Origin of the sequence: Streptomyces sp. NPDC093586, assembly GCF_044764905.1 — a bacterium.
Taxonomy (GTDB): Bacteria; Actinomycetota; Actinomycetes; order Streptomycetales; family Streptomycetaceae; genus Streptomyces.
Genome location: NZ_JBIWJA010000037.1, coordinates 55800 through 70155, shown reverse-complemented (window position 1 = coordinate 70155; position 14356 = coordinate 55800). Strand labels below are relative to the sequence as shown.

General features: G+C 72.0%; 13 protein-coding genes and 1 pseudogene. 8 read left to right on the top strand and 6 right to left on the bottom strand.

Going from position 1 to position 14356, the window contains the following annotated elements:
- Positions 1-240 precede the first annotated feature (240 nt).
- Positions 241-552 (bottom strand): annotated as a pseudogene (locus ACIRFH_RS29600) (carboxymuconolactone decarboxylase family protein); the annotation flags it as partial.
- Positions 553-996: 444 nt separating this feature from the next.
- On the opposite strand from ACIRFH_RS29600, the gene rfbB reads away from it, so the two are divergent.
- From rfbB to ACIRFH_RS29580, 4 genes are all read left to right on the top strand, one after another.
- Positions 997-1989, top strand: a complete 993-nt coding sequence (rfbB, locus tag ACIRFH_RS29595) for a dTDP-glucose 4,6-dehydratase (protein ID WP_403527295.1) — start codon at positions 997-999, stop codon at positions 1987-1989.
- Between the two features lie 707 nt (positions 1990-2696).
- Complete coding sequence (locus ACIRFH_RS29590) at positions 2697-2870, top strand: PaaI family thioesterase (protein ID WP_403527292.1); 174 nt, start codon at positions 2697-2699, stop codon at positions 2868-2870.
- A 385-nt stretch (positions 2871-3255) separates the two neighbouring features.
- On the top strand, positions 3256-4476 hold the full coding sequence (locus ACIRFH_RS29585; protein ID WP_403527309.1) for a PP2C family protein-serine/threonine phosphatase: 1221 nt from the start codon (positions 3256-3258) through the stop codon (positions 4474-4476).
- A gap of 133 nt (positions 4477-4609) precedes the next feature.
- Positions 4610-5119: a DUF6193 family natural product biosynthesis protein gene (locus ACIRFH_RS29580; protein WP_403527289.1), complete on the top strand. Its 510-nt coding sequence runs from the start codon at positions 4610-4612 to the stop codon at positions 5117-5119.
- A gap of 6 nt (positions 5120-5125) precedes the next feature.
- Here the strand turns inward: ACIRFH_RS29580 and ACIRFH_RS29575 are convergent, their stop codons facing one another.
- Entirely contained in the window at positions 5126-6154 is a 1029-nt protein-coding gene (locus ACIRFH_RS29575) for a LacI family DNA-binding transcriptional regulator (RefSeq protein ID WP_403527286.1), read from the bottom strand.
- 206 nt (positions 6155-6360) lie between these two features.
- On the opposite strand from ACIRFH_RS29575, the gene ACIRFH_RS29570 reads away from it, so the two are divergent.
- Together ACIRFH_RS29570 and ACIRFH_RS29565 are read left to right on the top strand one after the other, a co-directional pair.
- Positions 6361-7425 carry a C45 family autoproteolytic acyltransferase/hydolase gene (locus ACIRFH_RS29570; protein WP_403527283.1) on the top strand — a complete coding sequence of 355 codons (1065 nt, stop codon included), beginning with the start codon at positions 6361-6363 and terminating at the stop codon, positions 7423-7425.
- Between the two features lie 70 nt (positions 7426-7495).
- On the top strand, positions 7496-8878 hold the full coding sequence (locus ACIRFH_RS29565) for an MFS transporter (RefSeq protein ID WP_403527280.1): 1383 nt from the start codon (positions 7496-7498) through the stop codon (positions 8876-8878).
- A 420-nt stretch (positions 8879-9298) separates the two neighbouring features.
- On the opposite strand, the gene ACIRFH_RS29560 is transcribed toward ACIRFH_RS29565, so the two are convergent.
- The gene (locus ACIRFH_RS29560; RefSeq protein WP_403527277.1) at positions 9299-9649 is read right to left on the bottom strand and encodes a DoxX family protein; all 351 of its coding nucleotides are present in this window, start codon (positions 9647-9649) and stop codon (positions 9299-9301) included.
- Positions 9650-9974: 325 nt separating this feature from the next.
- On the opposite strand from ACIRFH_RS29560, the gene ACIRFH_RS29555 reads away from it, so the two are divergent.
- A complete protein-coding gene (locus ACIRFH_RS29555) occupies positions 9975-10361 on the top strand; it encodes a winged helix-turn-helix transcriptional regulator (RefSeq protein ID WP_403527274.1) in 387 nt (128 codons plus the stop codon).
- 174 nt (positions 10362-10535) lie between these two features.
- Here ACIRFH_RS29555 and ACIRFH_RS29550 read toward each other — a convergent pair whose 3' ends face one another.
- Positions 10536-11135: a hypothetical protein gene (locus ACIRFH_RS29550; protein ID WP_403527271.1), complete on the bottom strand. Its 600-nt coding sequence runs from the start codon at positions 11133-11135 to the stop codon at positions 10536-10538.
- Positions 11136-11556: 421 nt separating this feature from the next.
- The gene (locus ACIRFH_RS29545; protein WP_403527268.1) at positions 11557-12393 is read right to left on the bottom strand and encodes a helix-turn-helix transcriptional regulator; all 837 of its coding nucleotides are present in this window, start codon (positions 12391-12393) and stop codon (positions 11557-11559) included.
- A gap of 138 nt (positions 12394-12531) precedes the next feature.
- Between ACIRFH_RS29545 and ACIRFH_RS29540 the strand changes: the two genes are divergently transcribed.
- On the top strand, positions 12532-13311 hold the full coding sequence (locus ACIRFH_RS29540; RefSeq protein ID WP_403527265.1) for an NAD(P)H-dependent oxidoreductase: 780 nt from the start codon (positions 12532-12534) through the stop codon (positions 13309-13311).
- 58 nt (positions 13312-13369) lie between these two features.
- On the opposite strand, the gene ACIRFH_RS29535 is transcribed toward ACIRFH_RS29540, so the two are convergent.
- Positions 13370-13975 (bottom strand): GPP34 family phosphoprotein, encoded by a 606-nt coding sequence (locus ACIRFH_RS29535; RefSeq protein ID WP_403527262.1) that lies wholly within the window; start codon positions 13973-13975, stop codon positions 13370-13372.
- Positions 13976-14356 lie beyond the last annotated feature (381 nt).

Sequence of the window (14356 nt, the reverse complement as noted above, 5' to 3'; positions counted from 1 at the left end):
CGCGACGCCCGGCACGCTCCCCCGGAGGGGGTGCCCCCACTCGCCGCACCGGACGCCGCTCCTCACCGGGCGAACGTCGCCTGCCGCGGCACTAGATCCGGTTGAGGCAGACGTCCCCGGTGAAACGCTCGGCCGGGGCCTTGGCGGTGGGGCGGAGGTGATGTGTTCCACGACGGCTTTCCTTGTTCCTCGAAGGGAGCGGGCTGGGAGGGAGACGGGGGAAGGGCCTGGACAGATGACTCGCTCGTCGGCGATCTTCTTCAGCCGGGTGATCGCCGTCATGGCGTTGGGCCACCCGGCGTGGAAGGCCAGGTGCGTGATGGCCTCGGACAGCTCCTCCACGGTGAGCCCGTTGTCCAGGGCCACACCCAGGTGGTAGGGCAGCTGCTCGCCGCGGTAGAGGGCGGCCAGCACACTGACCGTGACCAGGCTGCGGTCCCGCGGCGACAGCCCGGGCCGCTCCCACACGTCCGCGAACAGCACCTCGTCGGTGATCTCGACCAGCTTCGGTGCGATGCCGGCCAGCTCCCTGGGTGCGGACTGCTTCGCCATATGATGCCTCCCCGCGATGGTTCGAACACATGGATGCGGTGCGGTCCGCCGTCGGCCCCTACCGGCCGGTGGGCATCCGCAGGCGGGTTCCCGCCGCTCGCGGTCTGTACGCCGCATTCGCTCACCATCGAGGAAACCGCAGCTCAGGGCCCGCGGAAGGCACTGCGGTTACAGGTACGGGCAGAACCCCCCCAGCTCTGCTCCGGCCCGCTCGGCTTGGGCGGCACGGACACCGTGCATCGTCGGCGCGGTGGTGTGACCGGCAGGGGGCACGGTGACCTGCTTCCCCCGTGTCGGCCCGTTCACGTCGGTCTCGGACGGCTGCGGCATCACCGGCAGCGCGGGCGAACCGGGTTCTCCGTCGTCCTGGACAATTCCTCCGTGCGCGGCACCTGCCGCGCACCGGCTCGTTCCCGGCGACCACGACAAGGTACAGATCTCGTCATGACCCTCACACGCATTCTCGTCACCGGCGGCGCGGGATTCATCGGTTCGCACTACGTCCGTACGCTGCTCGGCGCAGGCGGGCCCGGTGACGTGAGCATCACCGTGCTGGACAAGCTCACCTACGCGGGCAACCCGGCCAACCTCGACCCGGTCCGCGGACACGCCGGATTCCGGTTCGTGCGGGGTGACATCTGTGACCGGGACCTGGTCACCGCGCTGGTTGCCGAGCACGACCAGATCGTGCACTTCGCGGCGGAATCCCACGTCGACCGCTCCCTGCTGGGCGCGGCCGAGTTCGTCACCACCAACGTGCTGGGCACCCAGACCCTGCTGGACGCGGCGCTGCGCAGGCCCGGGGGCAGCGCGCGGTTCCTGCACGTGTCCACCGACGAGGTGTACGGGTCTCTGGCCCGGGGTTCCTGGCCGGAGAGCGATCCCGTGCGGCCCACTTCCCCCTACGCCGCGTCGAAGGCCTCCTCCGACCTGATGGCGCTGTCGTACCACCGCTCCTTCGGCCTGGATGTGCGGGTCACCCGCTGCTCCAACAACTACGGCCCTCACCAGTTCCCGGAGAAGGTCATCCCACTGTTCGTCACCAACCTGCTCGACGGCCGCAAGGTGCCGCTGTACGGGGACGGCATGAACGTGCGGGACTGGCTGCACATCGACGACCACGTGCGGGGCCTGGAACTCGTGCGCGGCTCGGGCCGGCCCGGCGAGGTGTACAACATCGGCGGCGGCACCGAGCTGACCAACAAAGAACTCACCACGCTCCTGCTGGAGCTGGCCGGGGCCGGCTGGGACAGCGTGGAGCAGGTGCCCGACCGGCCCGGTCACGACCTGCGCTACTCCGTCGACTGCACCAAGATCTCCACCGAGCTGGGCTACCGCCCGCGCAAGGACTTCACCGAGGGGCTGGCGGAGACGTTCGCCTGGTACCGCGACCACCGTGACTGGTGGGAACCCCTGAAGGCACGCGCCGCCCTGTGAGCGACGGCCCCGTCGCCTGCGCGGACCCGCGCACCCGGCCATGGGACCGGGTGGTGCGGCATCCTCCGCTTCGAGGGGCCGTTTCTGATCGTCTCCGCGTCCCCCTGCCGGTCCTGCGGTGTGTGATCGGGTGTTCGCCCGGATACTCGCCGGGCATGAGTTTGCCGGCGGGACTTCGTGCGGCGGACCGGCGAATGCCCCGGCGTATGGCGGCATGGGATCCCTGGAGGATCGGCAGGCCGCTGTCGGTGGTGGAGGAGGAGGCGGAGAGCACCAAGCTGTGGTGGGGGGCGGCCGCGGTGACGGCACGGTGGGGCGGTCGGCGCGGGCGCCGTGCAGCGGCCGCGGGACCGGCGGCCACGGCGGTGGCCCCGGCCGCCGACGGCGTCGGCCCAGGGGCGGGCGTCGTCGAACATGCGCAGCGGATCACCGGCGGGACACACCCCGCCCAGCGGCCGGATGCGAGCCGGCCGAAGGCGGAGTCGCGCCCGGGCACCGCGAGAACGACGAGGCCGGGTGTTCAGCAGGCGGCGTCCAGGCACTGATCAGGTCACCACGAACAGGAAGTCGGGGCCTTGCGGTCCAGGTGCAGATGAACGCTCCACCGCCCCCTCGCCCACGGTCTCGGGCAGTCGCTGGGTGTCACCGGCTTCCTGCCCGGTCAGCTGTACATCGCCACCCGGTGGAGAGCCGCGAGCGCGTCGTCGATGGGGCGGGGCTGCGGCCGCATCGCCCTCTCCCTCGACACCCGCCCCGACTTCGCCAACCCCCTCGGCACCGTCCGCGGCGGCATCGCCGCCACCCTCCTCGACTCCGCCATGGGCCGCGCCGTCCACTCCGCCCTCCCCGCCCGCACCGACGGCCGACCCCTCACCGCCTAAGGCACCGTCATCCACGCCGGACGGCGTACCGCCACCGCCGAGGGCAGGGTGCTGGACGAACAGGGCGGACCGATCGCCCACGCCACCACCACCCGCATGATCCTCCCGCCTGCCGACCGGGCCGCGCCCGCCTCGTTCCCGTGGGCTGACGAGCGGGACGGCGGACCGCTCGGCGCACCTCCCGATCCTGGAACACGTGAGTGTCCCCAGGCACCGGCGTGTCTCGTCAGGCATGCTCCCGTCGGGACGGCCGGGTTTGTGGGCGTTCTGGTCCTGACCGCCCTCACTTACCGTGACCGTTCACGGATTGACGCTCACCGCGGCGGTCCCCAAGCTGGTGGAAAGGGCTGCTGAAGGGACCGCGGTCGTGAGCGCTGGACAGAGTATGTATCCCCGGCTGCTGACCGCAGCGGAGACAGCGGCACCGGCTGACGCCGCCGATGTGGTCGCGGAGGACCTGCGGCGGCGTTTCGGAGCCACGAAGGTCTCTTTCCTCGTCGTCGACCTGACGGGGAAGGCGGTGGCCCGCCTGTCCACCGCCATCGGTGTGGAGGGCGAGCGGGAGGCGGAGCGGATCCCCATGGCCGGCAGCGTCTACGAGGAGGTGATCCGGACCCAGCGGCGGTACCAGGAGGCGACCGCCCGGGGACAGCGGGTGGTCATGCCGGTCACCAACCGGGGGGACGCGATCGGGCTGCTGGAACTGTTCCTGCCGGCCGCCTCCGGAGAGGACATCCTCGAGGCGGTCGGGGAAGCCGCCCACGTCCTGGCCTATGTCGTGATCGCCAACGGACGCTTCACGGATCTCTACACGTGGGGCAAACGCTCCGTTCCCCCCACTCTGGCAGCGGAGATCCAGTACCAGCTGCTGCCCCCGTCGCTGTCGTGCGAGGCCGCGCAGTTCACCCTGTGCGGGCACCTGGAACCGTCCGACGACCTCAGCGGTGACACCTTCGACTACATCGTGGACCGCGACCACCTGCACGTGTCGGTGACCGACCCCATGGGCCACGACATCGAATCCGCCCTGGCCGCCACGGTGCTGGTGGGCGCCCTGCGCGGCGCCCGTCGGGCGGGCGCCGGCCTGGCCGAGCAGGCCCGCCGAGCCGACGAGGCGCTGCTCGCCCACGGCCACGGCCACGCCACCGGACAGCTGCTGCGCATCGATCTCCACACCGGGCGGGCCCGGCTCGTCAACGCGGGTCACCCCTGGCCACTGCGCATGCGCGAGGGGGCTGTGGAGGTGGTCACCTGCGAGGTGGACCATCCCTTCGGCCTGTCCGAGCTGAGCCCCCACCCCTACCGTGTGCAGGACCTCGATCTGCGGCCCGGCGACCGTCTGCTCATGTTCACCGACGGCATGCTCGAACGGCACAGTGAACAGGTCGACTTGGCCGCCCTGCTGGAGAGCACCCGGGAACTGCACCCACGGGAGACCACGATGGCGCTGACGTCCGCGGTCCGGGACGCCGCTCGTGGCCGTCTCGAAGACGATGCCACCGCCGTGTGCCTGGACTGGCACGGCCCCCAGGAGACACAACGGCACGTCAACTCCGGCGCGGACCCGCGGCAGGCCTCGGCCGCACGCACGAAGCACCAGCCGTGACCCGGGTGGACGTGCCCACCGCCGAGGAGAGCGCCGCCGCACCGGAAGAGGCCGCCCGGAACATGCGCCGACAGCCGACCGGGGCATTCACGGCCGCTCGACCGGTCCGGCGACGACGGGATGCTGTGCCGCTGTGGACACGACATCACCGGGCCATGCCCCGGACCTGGTCGAAGCGGGTTGGCAGAAGGTACGCGCCGACGGGCGGATCCGTCCGGAACTGCTCGAAGCGGCCTACGCCGAACCCCGCCCACGCCAGTTGTTCCCCTGGACGGGAATGGGGGAACTGCACTTCAGCCGCTGCACGAAGTGGCCATGGACAGGGGACATCCCCTACCTCCAGCCCGCGCCGGAAGGCGCGTACCGGGTCTCCGGCCCGCTGCGCAGCGAGTCCGTGGGCCCGGCCGCGACACCGCGACAGGCCGTCACGATGGTGGCCGACCGTCTTCCCCTCGACTGCGGGCCCGCCTTCGTCGGCGCTCGGGAGGAACTCGCCGTCCACGACGCCGCGACCCTGTCCGCGGACTCCGAGGCAGGGGACCCCGACCGCTGCACGAGCTGGTCTCGGCGCGTTGTCACCGGGACGGACGGAGCACGCCGGCGCCCCTTCTCGTTCGCGGCGGCGGCCCGTCGGGGGCCCTGAGACAGCCTAGGGGGACGGCGCCGGGCGACAAGTCGAGCCGCGCTGGTGGAAGCGGGCGCGGGTGAGCCGGGGCGCGGCGGGTTCCTCGCCGGCGATGAGGGCCTGGAGGATGTCCAGCAGGGCCCCCGAACTGCCCACCGGGTCCAGCTCCAGTGCCGAGACGGCCGGCCGGCTGTGGCGGGCGTGCTCGGAGTCCGATCCGGCCGCCACCATCGTCCGCTCCGGCACCTCGACGCCGCGCGCCATCAGCCCGCGCTGCACCCCGGCCGCGTGCCGGCCGGTGAGGCAGAAGACGGCGTCCGGGACACCGTCGTCGACGATCCGGCCGGCCAGGCCCGCCCCGCCCTCGACGCCCGCCCGCTCGGCCAGCTCGTACAGCCGGGGCGTACTGCCGCGCTCGGCGCACCAGTTCAGGTAGAGGTCCTGGTGGTCGAGGTTCCACGCGTTGCGGTCGGTGCCGCACACGAGGGCGACGCTGTCCGCGCCCGCGGCCACCAGGTGGTCCAGGACCAGCCGCGCCGAGGCCTCGTCGTCCTCCGAGACCCAGTACGGGAAGCCGGGCCGCCCGGGGGCGCGGCCGTAGGTGACGTAGGGGATGCCGCGTTTCTCCAGCAGGGCGACGACGGGGTCGTCCACGTGCGGGTTGGTGACGATGTAGCCGTCCATGGAGAAGGCCAGCGGCGGTACCGGCACGCGGGTCAGGTCCGGTACGAGCATGAGGCTCAGGCCGCGGGCCAGGGCCTGTGAGGCGGCGGCGCCCACGAACCTCTCGAAGACGTCCACGCCGGCCGGGGTGTAGTCGCCCAGGGCGTCGAGGGACCGGAGCACCAGTCCCACCGCGCCCACGGTGGAGCGCCGCAGGCCGCGGGCGAGCGCGTCGGCCTCGTATCCCATCTGTGTGGCGACGGCGCGGATGTGCTCGCGGGTGGCCGCGCTCAGCGTGCCTTTGCCGTTGAGCGCGTGCGAGACGGCGGTGATGGAGTACCCGGCGCTGCGGGCCACGTCCTTGATGGTGATGCCCTGTGTCCGTGCCATGGTGCCGCCTGGGGTCGGGGTACGGGGTCGCGAGCGGAGTCCGGGGAACGAAAGTCCGCTCGGGGCATTGTATAAAACCTTTTACCTTCCTAGCGTGAGCCGCCTCGCCTCCCCGTGAACGGCGCCGCTCCCGTGAGGTCTCCCCCGACGGCGCCGTGCGCGGGCACGCCGGGCGCCCCCCGTTCCCGCTCGAAGGATCCGCTGCCGTGAAACTGCACACCCTCACCACCGAGACGGCCGACCCCCGTGACCGCGGGTCCCTGCTGGGCACCCGGTTCGGCAGCCGCATACGGCGGGGCGCGGAGCTGTACCTAGACCACTTCGCCGTACTGGGCGTCCCGGTGGAACAGGCGCGTGCCATCGCCGAGCGCAGTCACGCGGCGCTGCGGGACTGGGCCCCGGCGCTGGCCGAGGAGTCGGACGCCTGCGCGGACGCAGCCGGTGTCGCCCGGTGGGCGGTGGCCGCCGTCGGCGCCCGGACCGAGATCCTCGCCGCCTGTCCGCCGGCCGGGGCGGGCGAGTGCTCGACCGCGGTGTTCGCGCCCGCGGGAGCGGTCCCGCAGACCGTGCAGACCTGGGACTGGCACGACGTGCTCGTCCCTGATGCCCTGCTGCACGAGCTGAGCCCCGCGCCGGGACGCACGGTGAAGCTCTTCACCGAGTTCGGCGCCCCGGGCAAGATCGGCGTGAACAGCGCCGGTCTCGGCGTGCACTTCAACATCCTGTTCCACCGTTCGGACTCCGACGCAGGAGGTGTCCCGGTGCACGCGGTCGCCCGCCGCATCCTCGACGAGGCGGACACCCTCGACGAGGCCGTGGCACTCGCCGCGACGGCACAGGTCAGCGCCTCCACCTCGCTCACCGTGGTCACCCGCGACTCCGGCGCCGCGAGCCTCGAACTCTCCCCGGCCGGACTCGCGGTGGTGCCGGCCGGCGAGGACGGCTGGCTGCTGCACACCAATCACTTCCTGGACGCCGGGCTCGGCGCCGGGGACGTCTGCCCGGCCGACTCCTCGACGGCGGAACGCTTGGCGCATCTGCGGGACGTCCGCGCGGTGATGGCGGGGCTCGCTCCCGCCGAACGGGCGAAGGCGCTGTGCGGCGAGACGGGCGCGGGCGCCGTCGTCTGCATGCGGCCGGACCCGGCCAGGCCGCCGCACGAGCAGTGGGGCACCCTGCTCACCGTCGCTCTCGACGTGGACGGCTGCGCTCTGGACCACGCGGCAGGGACCCCGGCCGAAGCCGCCGAGCTGGGCTTCGCGCGCTTCTGATCCCTCTCTCCCTTCACCCTCGTCACCCCCCGCTCCCCTCCCCGCCTCCCCGTCCCCGGAAGGACCCGACATGACGCAGACCGCCCGGCCGGATCTGAGAGCCCAGGTCGCCACGGTCACCCGCACCTTCTTCGTCTCCGGTTTCGGAACGGCCCTGGAGTTCTACGACTTCATCATCTACGGCCTCGCCGCCGCACTCGTCTTCCCCACCCTGTTCTTCCCCAGCTTCGACCACACGGTGGGCACGCTGGTGGCCTTCGCGGCGTTCGGCATCGGCTTCGTCGCCCGCCCGCTCGGCGGCATCGTCTTCGGTCATTTCGGCGACCGGATCGGGCGCAAGGCCATGCTGGTGCTCACCCTGCTGATCATGGGCACCAGCACCTTCCTCATCGGCTGCCTGCCCGTCTACGGCACGGTGGGCATCGCCGCACCCGTCATGCTGGTCGCGCTGCGCCTCGTGCAGGGGTTCGCGGCCGGCGGCGAGTGGGGCGGCGCGTCCCTCTTCGGCATCGAGAACGCCCCTGAGGACCGGCGCGGTCTGTGGGGCAGTTTCACCAGCGTCGGCATCGGCATCGGCAGCCTGTTCGGCACGGGGGTGTTCACCCTGATCAGTCTGCTGCCGAAGAACCAGCTGACGGACTGGGCCTGGCGCGTGCCGTTCTGGCTCGGCGGTCTGCTGGTCCTCGTGGGCATCGTGGCCCGCAGCCGCATGCCGCAGGAAGAGCGCCGCACCGACCACGCCCCCAGGGTCCCGATCCTCGAAGCCGTCAGGCGACACCCGCGTCACATGCTGCTGGCCATCGGCGTGGCCTTCGGCTACAACACGCTGGCGTACATCGGCACGATCTTCACGGTGACCTACGCCGAGGAGCGTGGCTACGACTCCACCGAGTCGCTGCTGCTCCAGGTCGCGGGCTCCGTCGCCTTCACCATCGCCGTGCCGGTCATGGCCCATCTCTCCGACCGGTTCGGCCGCAAGCGCGTGGTCGTCCTCGGCACCATCGCCTACGGGGCGTTCTTCTTCGCCTACTTCCCCATGGTCGACGGGCATGTCATGGTGTCCGCGACCGTCGCGTACGTCCTGGTGAACGTGCTCATGGCCGCTCCGCAGGGCTGTATCCCGGCGTTCCTGGGCGAGCAGTTCTCCAGCGCCACCCGCTACTCCTCCATCTCCGCCACGTACCAGACCGGTGCCGCGCTGGGCGGCGGCACCGCGGCGAGCATCGCGACGGCCCTGCTCCTGGCCTTCGACGGTGACCCGATCGGTGTCGGGCTGTACTCCGCCGCGGCGGCCACCGTGCTCGCACTGTGCGCCTGGGGCCTGCGGGAGACCTTCAAGGTCCCGACGGCGGAGCTGGGCGAGCGTCCGGCGAAGGGCGGCGGGACCGCCCACGGCACGGCCGCCGAGGCCGCCGGTGCCGCTCGCCCGGCCGGCACGGTCGCCTCGGACTGACCACCGCCGGCTCTCCGGGGAACGGCCGCCGTCGGCGAGGCGGGCGTGGCGTCCGGTGCCGCGACCGACCACCCGTCACCCACGCCATCCGCGTTCCCGTAGGTGTCCGGTGCTTCCTCAGAGCTTGTGGATGCGACCGGCGGTGCTGCCGGTGACGGCCGCCAACCGGTCAGCGGTCGACGAGCCGGAGCACCGGCCAACGGCCCGGACCCGTCGGCAGCCGGAGGCCGGACTCGGCGCTCGGGTATCCGCGCGGCCGGACGTCCGATGAGGCCGCTCGGACCGGTGAACGGTCCCGCATCGGGCGCGGAGGCGTCCCGCTCGCGAGCTGGCGAGGTCACGCCGGGGATCCGGGCGCGGATGCCCGGCTCCCGCCTGGGGTTGTGCCGGGCACTTCTCTGCCGGGGGCCGGGTGGACGGTCAGAGGGTGGCGGCGCGCAGGGCGATCAGGGCGATGGCGACGATGGTGAGGACAGCCGCCGGCGGAGTTCCCCTGTAGTCGCCGACGCGCAGGTGCGAGGCGACCGCGCCGGTGAAGTAGAGCGTCAGGCCGACAGCGGCGGCGATGCCCAGAGAGCCCCACCGGAGCCCGATGACGAGGCCGCCCGCACCGGCGACCTGGGCGACGACGAGGAGCGGGAGTATGCCCTCGGGCAGGCCGAGGGCGGTCATCTGGGCGGTGAGGCGCTGTGTCCGGAGGGTTTTGGCCCCGGCGGAGACGAGCAGTACGGCGGACATGAGCACGGCGAGGACGGCATAGGCGATGAACATGGCGGGACCTCAACGGTGAACTGGATGATGGGCGGGGGTGCCTGACGGCCTGGGCGTTGCTCCGCTTTCGCGGACCGGTCAGGGGTTCTCGGGCGGCAGACCGCCGGGCACCACGGGCTCGGCGTTCCCGGAATCGTGTCTGGTGGGGCCGGCTCGCCGCCGGTCCGGCGGCTGTGGTGCCGTGCTCGGCGGCGGCCCCGGCGAGGCCGTGCCCGAGCACGGCCTTCCGGACGGCGACGGCGCCCGATCGGCGGCCTTCGAAGTGGTGCGGCGCATACCCGCGACATTAGGCAGCCGTCAGGTACCTGAAGGTACCTTTCGATTCATGAGCTTCCGACCGGGAACCGTGTTCCTCGCCGACTGCCCCGCTCGCCTGGCCATGGAGATCATCGCCAGCAAGTGGGCCGTGGTCACCCTCTTCGCGCTGACGGACGGCCCGATGCGGCACGGCGAGCTTGTCGAGCTGAACGGAGGCATCTCGCGCAAGGTTCTGACCCAGACGCTGCGCCGGCTCCAGGGCAATGGGCTCGTCGAGCGGCGCGTGTACGCCGAGGCGCCCCCACGGGTGGAGTACAGCCTGACCGAGCTGGGGCGGACCTTGGAGGAGCCCATCAAGATGCTCACCGCCTGGGCGAGAACCCATGGTGAGGCGATCGTCGCCTTCCGAGAGGCGGCCGAGGCGGAAGACACCCCCGCAAGGGGTGGCTCGTGATGCTCTGGGCGATGGAGCTGTCGCCTGACGGTGTGGGCGCGGGTGGGATCTCGCCGTCCGCCATCGCCCTGCGAGGGCCCGCCGTCGACGGCGGCCGAGGATGCACGGGCTTCATCCGAAGGCTGTTTCCGGCTGGTCCGTCCGGGGCTGTGTCGCCTCAAGGGGCGCCGGCGTTCACTGGTCGGCGTCGGGCCACGTCGCCACGAGGGCACGCCGATCCGGACAGCGGGGGCCGGAGATCATCTCCTGGGTCGCCTCGCCGTTGAGCCAGCACACGTGCTCGGGGCCGCCGTCGCCGGTGTCGAACAGGCAGCACACTCCGCCACTGGCGGCGGTGAGGCCGGTGAACGCCTCCCCGACGCGGATCGACCGCGCGAACACGCGGCTCGTCCTCGACGTCGCCGCCCAGAACTCCATCGACGCGTAACGAGGGTGCAGGAAGGACCGGAACCGGATCGTCAGGTAGACGTACCCGATCTGGACGCGCCCGTCCGCCTCGGGTTCGAGGCCGCACGTCTCCGCGTACTCGCGCAGTGCGTCATCGGGGTCGAACATGATGGACGTGTCGAGCCCGAGCGTGCTGTCGACGGAGCAGTCGACCGGCTCGCTCTCGAAGTGGGACGTGAACGGGAGGACGAGCCGTTCACCGCCGGGCAGCGTGAGCTCGAGCGGCGGCACACCACGGGACGGCGGCGCCGGCTCGGTCAGACGGGCCAGCGCCCCGGCGACGTTCCGAGGACGCAGATGGACGTCGTAGCTGTAGGTCAGCCCCATTTCCTCCTCTGCCGGTTCGAACCGCACCCTCTCCTGACCCGCCCCCGGGGTGCCTGCCAGTTTCCGAGTGGGCGGGCCATGACATGAGACATCGCGCCCAGGGGGCGCGGGAAGCGCAGGAGACCGGCCGGTGCCCGTCATCGCGGACCGGGCACCGGTGCGGTACCAGAAGCCCGTAGGTCTGCTCGGCCTTCCGGCACCACACCTTCTGGAAGGCGCTCGCCCCCTCACGGTGAGGTGAAGAGCTCCTGGCGGAGTACTCGGCGAACGCCACCGTCTGCTGGTGAGGCAACCCGCCACGCAAAGAAGCCGAACTGTCGGCAGGGACATGCCCCCGGCCGTCGAGCGGTCCAGGGGGCCGGCGGCCGTGAGCGCTGAGACGTCCCGGTGGCGGGCGGGCGTCGTCGAGTCACTCGCGGACCTACGCGTCCACTGCGGGATACGCGTCCTCGCCGGCCGCGGGCAGGCCCGCGAGCAGCCGCAGCCCGTCCTCGGTGGGGCTGCCGGGGGCCGCGGACAGGACGAGCAGTTCCATGCCCGACTCGTCCGGTAGCGCGAAGTTCTCCTGGTGCAGTTCCAGCAGTCCGATGAGCGGGTGCCGGTAGGCCTTGCGTCCATGGGTGCGGGCGCGCACGTCCGCGCGGGCCCAGAGGCGGCGGAAGCGCTCACTGCCCATCGCCAGCTCGCCGATGAGGGAGGCCAGGCGCTGGTCGTCCGGGTATTTGCCGGCGGCCAGGCGCAGGTGCCCGACCGCGTCGAGAGTGCATGACTCCCAGTCCGCGTAGAGGCCGCGTTCGGCCTCCTCGAGGAAGATGTGCCGGGCGGTGTTCAGGCCCGGCATCGGCCGGCCGTAGAGAAGTCCGGCGAGGCGGTTCCCGGCGAGCACGTCCAAGCGGTGATTCATGATCAGCGCGGGTGCGTCGGCGACCAGGTCGAGGACGCGCAACAGTTCCGGCCTGACCCGCCCGCCCGGCGCCTTCGCACGGCGGTGGCGCTGCCGCGCGAGTCGGCAGAGGTGCTCGCGTTCCGTCTCGTCGAGCCCGAGGACGCGGGCGAGCGCGTCGAGGACCTGTTCGGAAGGCTGGGTCGCGCGGCCCTGCTCCAGGCGTACGTAGTAGTCGACGCTGACTCCGGACAGGTGCGCGACCTCTTCACGGCGCAGCCCTTCGACCCGGCGGCGGCTGTCGGTGGGGATGCCGACGGCCGCCGGGTCGACCCGGGAGCGCCTGGTCCGCAGGAAACCCGCGAGATCGTCCATGTCCCCAGTATGGTCCCGGTGTTGCCCGCGAGGGTGGTCCTGCCGTTACCAGGAAGCCCCGTCCTGCGGACGAGGTGTCCCTGAACGCCGGGCGCCGCGGCGTCCAGGATCGAAGGCATCCGATCCGAAGGAGTTCCCGTGAAGACGCTGATCGTCTACGCCCACCCGGAGCCGAAGTCGCTCAACGGCTCGCTGAAGGACCTCGCGGTGTCCACGTTGGAGGGCGCCGGGCACGAGGTACGGGTGAGCGATCTGTACGCGATGAACTGGAAGGCGGTCGCGGACGCCGCGGACTACGGCCCCCACGCCTCCGATCCGCTGAAGGTCTCCCGGGACTCGGGCCGGGCCTTCGACGCCGGGGCGCTCACCCCGGACGTCCGCGCCGAGCAGGAGAAGCTGCTGTGGGCCGACACGGTCGTCTTCCAGTTCCCGCTGTGGTGGTACACGATGCCGGCGATCCTCAAGGGCTGGGTGGACCGGGTGTTCACCTTCCACTTCGCGTACGGCGTCGGCGAGCACAGCGACACCCGGTACGGCGAGCGCTTCGGCGAAGGCACCCTCGCGGGCAGGAAGGCGCTGCTGTCGGTGACCGTCGGCGGCCCGGAACCGCACTACTCCGCTCGCGGGATCAACGGCCCCATCGACGATCTGCTGTTCCCGATCCAGCACGGCATCCTCTACTACCCGGGCATCGAGGTGCTGCCGCCGTTCGTGCTGTACGGCGCCGACCGGATGACCGACGAGGACTACCCGGACGTCGCCAAGGCCTGGGAGCAGCGCCTGCTCACCCTGGAGTCGACCGAGCCGATCGCGTTCCGGCGGCAGAACTTCGGCGACTACGAGATCCCCTCGCTGCAGCTGAAGGAGGGGCTGGAGCCCGCGGGCCGCACGGGGTTCGGGCTGCACGTGCGCGGCTGACCGCCGACGGTGGACAGGACGGGCCGGGGCCCTGGGCGTGTGCCGCTGGTGTGCGTGGTCACGGCGCTCGCCAGATGTTGTCGAAGGCCGCCTCCTCGATCTGTCGCTGCTGCCGTACGGCTGCGAGTTCCGTCACCGCTTCGTCGACGGCGGCCAGTACGGTCACGAGCGTGTCGGCGCCGGGCTCCTCGAAGTCGCCGGCCGGCTCGTCGTGGATCCCCACGGCGGCGGCGAGGACGGCCAGGACGGGCTCGCCCGACATCCAGCGCTCGGCCGCACGGCGGCGGGCCGGTGAGTCGCCCGGCGCCGTCCGGTCGGGCCCGCGGCGGATCCAGCCGTGTCGTTGCCGGGTGAGCCGCCCCTCCGTCTCCAGTGCGGCGCGATACGCCCCGGACAGGCCGCGGCCCCGGCGCCACAGCCAATCCTCGACGGTCTCGTACGGCGCCTCCCTGACGAGCGACGACTCGGCGACGTCCAGCAGGCGGTCGTCCATGGCCCGCTGCGGGCCGGGCACGATGCGGTCACCGTCCAGGGTGACCGCTTCGGCGTCGATCAGGTCGATGAGTTCCGCCCCCGCGAGAGCCAGCGAGAGGTCGCCCTCCTCCACGGGACGCTCGGAGGCGACGTCCAAGGTGACGGTCAACAGGTCCATGGCTGTGGTCATGTCGGGCTCCATGTCAGAGTCGCTGGTGGCGACACGTCACCGCTCCCGTCCGGGGCCGGGCGCTGACCGCCGATGCGGGTTCTCGTGACCGGCGCGGCACGTCCCACCACCATGTGCTTCGGGAGCCCGACGCGCAGCACGGGGACGGCAGTGGCGACGGGAACCCACATCGTCCCCTTCGTCACGCCGACGGAGCGAACGGGGACCGTGACCAGAACGGACGAGATCGCGCCGCTCCACATGGCCCGGGGCATCGGGCAGCCCCTTCCGTGCAGCGGCCCCGAGCAGTACCAGCCTACGATCGGCTCCCCGGCCCCGCACACTCCTCACCGCGGACACGCTCCAGGCGTCGACCGGCCTGGGACCGGTAGGGGCGACAGG